Source organism: Terriglobus sp. YAF25, from assembly GCF_052113305.1.
Lineage (GTDB): Bacteria > Acidobacteriota > Terriglobia > Terriglobales > Acidobacteriaceae > Terriglobus.
Window position 1 is genome coordinate 1 of sequence record NZ_JBFRCY010000301.1, and the last position, 6,050, is coordinate 6,050.

3 protein-coding genes and 1 pseudogene are annotated in these 6,050 nt (G+C 57.9%); 3 read left to right on the forward strand and 1 reads right to left on the reverse strand.

All coding sequences use genetic code 11. The features are described 5' to 3' along the window. A partial coding sequence (locus AB4043_RS13755) for a carboxypeptidase regulatory-like domain-containing protein (protein ID WP_442307289.1) occupies nt 1-2,554 on the reverse strand: 2,554 nt, incomplete at its 3' end. Between the two features lie 210 nt (nt 2,555-2,764). On the opposite strand from AB4043_RS13755, the gene AB4043_RS13760 reads away from it, so the two are divergent. The 3 genes and pseudogenes from AB4043_RS13760 to AB4043_RS13770 form a co-directional block, all read left to right on the forward strand. Continuing rightward, on the forward strand, nt 2,765-4,093 hold the full coding sequence (locus tag AB4043_RS13760; RefSeq protein ID WP_442301603.1) for a hypothetical protein: 1,329 nt from the start codon (nt 2,765-2,767) through the stop codon (nt 4,091-4,093). Between the two features lie 236 nt (nt 4,094-4,329). After that, a complete protein-coding gene (locus tag AB4043_RS13765) occupies nt 4,330-4,704 on the forward strand; it encodes a VOC family protein (protein WP_442301604.1) in 375 nt (124 codons plus the stop codon). A 415-nt stretch (nt 4,705-5,119) separates the two neighbouring features. After that, nucleotides 5,120-6,050: pseudogene (locus AB4043_RS13770) on the forward strand (hypothetical protein); the annotation flags it as partial.

Here is a 6,050-nt window from a genome sequence, read left to right on the forward strand (position 1 = left end):
CTACCTGCAGCACGGTGTTGCCCACCAGTTGCTGCTGTACGCTGGCTGACCACTGCGCGCTCTTCGGTTGCACGTGGTTCTGGTCGACATAGCTGACGCTCTGTCCAAGCGAGGTTGCAAGTCCAAGCGAGCTTCCGGTCGGCAGCGTTACGCCTGAAGGAAACGGATTGCTCAGCGAATTCAGCGGAGCGCTGGTGCTGTAGTTGTTGTAGCTGGTCGTCTGGCTGAAGCCGGTGCCGACCGGCGACTCCAGTGTGTTGAAGTAGATGATGCCGAAGCCTCCGCGCACCACCGTTGCATTGGTTGCCTGATAGGCCAGACCCACGCGGGGCTGGAAGTTATTCCAGTCACGAGGATAGGGGAAGCGGTTGTTGCTGCTGGTGTACTGCAGACCGCCATTCAGCGTCAGACCCGTGACGGACGCCTGCAGCGGATTCTGGCAGGTGGTGCAGAAGCCGGTCACCATCTTGTTGTAGCGCTCCGTGAACGGCGACTCATAATCCCAACGCGCGCCCAGATTCAGCGTCAGCTTCGGAGTGATGCGCCAATCGTCCTGCACAAACGGAGCGATATAAATCTGCTGCAGGGCGAATGCTGCCTGGATGTTGTAGCTCACCGAAGAATGCGCTCCCAGCAGGAACGACGCAAATGGGTCGCCAGAGCTTGCGTCCGATCCGACGTTCACGCTGACTGAGTTCTTCTGTGTGAAGCGGCGGTCGAAGTTGAATGCCCCCAATCCGCTTTGCGGGTTCTGGACGTTGTAACGGATCAGGTTGCCGTCGAAGCCAATTCGCAGCGTATGACGGCCCACGCTCTTGGTCAGGACCTCGGCCCACGCCGCCGTCATGTTCGTGCTCACCTGGCCACCTGCACCGGCTGCCAGACCGGCATAGCTGTCAGAACTGAAGCTGATGCCGGGAAACGAGGTGTACGGCAGACCTGTGCTCGAGACTCCAATCGACGAAAGATCGAAGTTCTGGTTACCCGGATACGTCAAGCCGAATGGATGCCACAKGACACCGATGCGGGAGTCCAGTACCAGCGTCGGAGAGAACTGGTGCACATCGTCGAGGCTTCCGCCACGGTTGTTGCGATACACGCTGTACCCATAGCCCGTTGGTCCGATCCCCTTCGGGAAGCCCTGCATCGGGTAGTTCTGCGTCAATCCGGAGCGGAACAGAATTGCCGACAGCTTGTTCCTGCTTCCAATTGCCTGATCGAAGCGGACGATGAACGACGGATAGGTGCTCGGATAAGAGGTCTGCGTCGAGATGTAGTTCGGAATTGTCAGCGCGGTCGCGCCGGCCACGTTCGGAGTGGGAAAGTATGAGGCGATCGTCGATGAGGCGGAGTTGATGCGCGATGCGATGTTGTTATTGGCAAAGTAAACAGTGCGGTTGCCGCTGGAGTCGACCGGTGAATTCGGATCGTAAAGCTGCACACCCGACTGGCACAGGCCGCTGGTGTTGAAGCCGCCGGTGCACAGGGCTGAGAAGTCGCCCGCACGCTCCGCGGTGGTTGGTACACGCGACGTGTAGTTGATCGCCGTATGTGAGGCATAGCGTTCAAATGCAACCAGGAAAAAGCTCTTGTCCTGGCCGTTGTACAGGAACGGAATCCGAACCGGTCCATCGAAGACAAGGCCCGTCTGGCTCAACTGGTCGTTATTGCGGGCTGCCTTGTTCGGAGCCTTCTCGTAGGTGTTCGCATTCAGATAGGTGTTCTGGAAGGAGTAATAGGCGGCGCCATGGTAGGCGTTGGTTCCGTTGCGGACAACCGTGTTGGTCACGGTTCCGTTGCCGTGGCCGATCTGTGCGTCGAAGATGGAGGTCTGCACCTTCACCTCCTGCACTGCTTCGGGTGACGGAACAAAGCCGGTGTACGAAGCGCCCGAAAGGCGTTCGGCCGGGTCATCAGGAATGCCGTTTAGCGTCAGGCGGTTGTGGCCGCCGCTGCCGTTGGTCGTGACCTGTACCGCAACGCCTGAGAAGGGGTTGGTGAACTGGCTGGACTTGCCCTGGAAGTAGCCGCCCGATCCGGTATTGATCACGCCCGCCGCCAGGGTCGCCAGCACAAAGGGATTGCGGCCCACGTTCGGCAGGTCGGTAACCTCCTGCGTGCTCAGGGTTGTCGCAATGTTCGGCGAGCCCGCATCCAGAAGAGTATTGGAGCTTGCCGCAACATTGACCGTTTCCGTTGCGGCTCCCGGCTCGATCTGGAAGTCGATCTGCTGCAGGTTGCCGGCGGTCAGAATCACACCGGTATGGCTCGTGGACTTGAAGCCACCAGCCGTGGTGGTTACTGTGTAGGTTCCTGGGTTAAGCGAGGCAAACGTATACGCGCCGGCTCCGTTTGTTTTGGCCAGCGTCTTGAAATGGGTGGACGTCTCTTCCGCGACCACTTCGGCTCCAGGAATGACGGCTCCGGTCGAGTCGGTGACCTGTCCCTGGATTGACCCCAGGTAGCGTTGCGCATACCCCAGGGGAACGGCAAGGAGAAGAATCAGGAGCAGGGCAGGGAATCGCCTTCTCCCAAAGATGGGTTGGTTCTGCATGAACTGCCTCCAAAAAGTGTTTCTTTGAATGGCAGCCATCCTCTTTTTTTGCGAAAACGACAGACAAGTTAATTTACCGGAAGACCACAGGTAAACCTAACCTGTTAAGACTCGTCCATTGCCTTTGGAATCAGTGAGTTAAAGATAAAGTGTTTGAATGCGGACACCTGGTGCTATGCTCGTGAAACACACCCCGTTTTAGGTAGCAGAATGGCAGCAAGGTCGGAGATCGTAGTAGATGAAGAGGAGGCAAAAGCCCCTCTCCCGGAGCTCTCTGTCCGCCGCGCTCTCATCGATCGCGTCGCCGCCAGCTCCTACTTCGCTCGGGCGGCTCGTCTCCGCGACTTCCTTCTTTATGTCGGTCACGAGTCCCTGAAACCCAATGCTCCCGAGATCCACGAGCAGGAGATCGGCGTCCAGGTCTTCGGCCGCTCCGCCAGTTACGACCGCAGCCAGGACAATATCGTCCGCGTCAACGCGACCGAGCTCCGCCGCCGCATCGAGACCTACTTCGCGACCGAGGGTGCGACCGAGCCTCTGGTCTTTTCCATTCCGCGTGGAGGCTACCTCCCGGTCTTCCGCTGGCGGACAGCTCCCGCGGAGAATACGTTTCATTCCTCGCCGGAGCAGCCGGAGCTTCCTCCATCCGCTCTGCCGGTGGAGGCTCTTCCCGCTTCGCGCATCTGGCTCTGGGTCAGCCTCTGCGGTGTGCTTGCCATAGCCTGCGGCATTCTGCTCTGGCAAAACTACGGCCTGCGGAAGAAGACCGACCCATGGGCAGAGCGTCCTGCCACGGCCGCTTTCTGGACCACGTTCTCGCAAGCTGCTACACAGACCGACATCGTCCTTCCCGATGCCTCTGTCAGCATGAGCGAAGAGATGCGCGGCAAGCCCCTTACGCTCAGCGACTATCTCGACCGCAACTACATCCATCGCTCCGAGGAGATGACTCCCGAACGCCGGCAGGATCTGGAGACCATCTTCAACCACAACCTGGTGACGCTGGGGGACTTCCACGCAGCCCAACAGATCCTGAACCTCGCGCCCATCGCACCTCGCCTCCGCCTTACCCTGGCGCGCTTTTACGAAGCCGACTCCATCAAACGCGACAACGTCATTCTGATCGGCGGCAAGAAGGCTAATCCCTGGGTCCGCCTCTTTGATGAACAGTTGAACTTCAGTCTGGAGTACGACGGCGCGCACAACCAGGCCTATGTGAAAAACCGCAGTCCGATCGCAGGCGAAGACACCCAATACGCTCCGGTAATGGATCGCAACGCTATTACGGCCTACTGCGTCGTTGACTACCTTCCCAACCCAGGCCGTACCGGTAAAGCCATCATGCTCGCCGGCACCGACTCGGATGCCACGGCTGCCGCAGCCGAATTCCTCACCTCGGAAAAGGGCATCCTCAGCCTGCGAGCTCGGACCGGATCGAGGGAGATCCCATACTTCGAAGCGGTCCTAAAGACCTCGCGCCTCAGCGGAACCTCTTTCAACGCCGAACTGCTTGCCATCCGATCTTTCAACGATCGCTAGGCGTATCGACAAATTCGCCTTCGCTGAAAGTTACAGGTGGTTTGTTTGTCCTCCCGGTGCTCCATCTCGCAACGCTGGAGCATTTCTCCTGAAGGCGTAGAGCGAAGCTTTGACTGTTTGCGCCGTTTTCCTTCGAAGAAAACGGCATTCGCAGATTTAGACTCTGGACTCCGTCAATCATCTTTTGCCTCTTCACACCACTTGCCCTATGCTGATAGGCCAAGAGGCACCCTGCCATGCTCGGTTCACAACCTGTCATCGCCTTTGTTCCCACGAAAGACTTCAGAAAAGCCCGTAGCTTCTACGAGCAGACACTCGGTCTGCGTTTTGTATCGGACGACGGATTCGCCCTCGTCTTCGATGCCAATGGCGTCATGCTTCGTATTGCCAAAGCGTCGGAGTTCAAGCCGCAGCCTTTTACCATCCTGGGCTGGAAGGTCGATGACATCGGTGACTTCGCAGGCCAACTCTCCGCGAAAGGCATCACCTTTGAGCGGTACAGCTTTCTTCAGCAGGATGGCATTGGGATATGGAGCTCTCCCGATGGAGCGAAGGTCGCCTGGTTTAAAGATCCCGACGGCAATCTCCTCTCCATCTCGCAGCACTCGTAGACGGTCTCGTTAGTACGGCTTCATGCCGAGCCTGCGAGTGTATATGTCGGAATGGCCGTGGGAATCGCGCAATCATCCAGCATTCTGGATTTCCGCCTAAATCTCCACACATTGCGTAGCGATTTAACGATCTTTTCTCTCTCCTTTCTCAGAACATGCAGAGGCCGCGAATAGCGTAACCCCTACCGCATCCGTAACTTCCCCCAGGAAGCAGCAATCCTGCTGCATAACGGATGACACTGCATGTTCACAACTTGGAGAGCTATGACGATGGAGTATTTTCCTTGTAGGTATAGCGTAGGGCTTCCACATCTATGGGCGTTTTCCGCAATGAAAACGCCGCTGCACTCCTTTTTCGAGCTGCCCAGCAACAGGGAAAATGCTCTAAAACGGTTCGGCTTCGTTTTTCTTCTTCTTGCATGCGCTGAACGCCGGTAACTATCAGGTCGAGATCACGGCCGATGGCTTCAATGCTCAAGTGCTGCGCAATCTCAGCCTCTCCGCGCGGCAGGAGCTTCGCGCCGACGCGGTACTCTCCGTTGGAACCATTGCGCAGGAAGCGTCCGTGGATGCAGCCGCTGCCGGCGTGATTGAAACAGACAATCCTTCGATCGACGCTACGCTCTCCTCGACGGCTGTCCGCGATCTCCCCGCAAACTACCGCGCCAGTGCCAACGGCACCAGCCCGCTGACTGTGATCCAAACGCTGCCGGGTGTACAGACCGACTCCGGCGGAAACTTCTCTGTGCAGGGCGGCTTGCCCTTCCAGACCGATGTCACGGTCGATGGCATCACCACGCGTAGCGCTACCGGCGGTAATTCGCCCATCCAGAACGCCTTTCCTTCCGGCGACTCCATCTCTGAGATGCGGGTTGATGGTGTGCTCAACCCCGCGGAGTTCGGACAACCCGGTGAAGTCACCACCACGACCAAGAGCGGTACCAATCAGTTGCACGGCGCTATCTTCTGGTATCACCAGGACTCCGGTCTGAACGCTAAACCCTGGGGATCAACCCAAAAGCCCAAGCTTGTGACCAACGACTACGGTGCAACCATTGGCGGCCCGGTTGTTCTGCCCCATCTTTACAACGGCCACGACAAGACCTTCTTCTTCGGAACGTATGAGGGCTATCGCAGTCCGCGCACCAGCCCCTATACCGCCGTCGTTCCTACGGCCGCGATGAAGCGTGGTGACTTCTCCAAGGTCAAAGGTCTCACGACACTGAAGAATCCTTACGGCGGTACTTACCCGCTGAATGCAGTTCCCATCAATGCGGTGGCGCAGAAGTTCCTCTCCTTCTTCCCCGATCCCAACATCGGTGACACCAGTACCTATGTGCCTGGAG

Excerpts from the sequence above, each read along its gene's own strand:
- AB4043_RS13760 (WP_442301603.1), top strand. The coding sequence starts at position 2,765 with ATGGCAGCAAGGTCGGAGATCGTAGTAGATGAAGAGGAGGCAAAAGCC.
- AB4043_RS13765 (WP_442301604.1), top strand. The coding sequence starts at position 4,330 with ATGCTCGGTTCACAACCTGTCATCGCCTTTGTTCCCACGAAAGACTTC.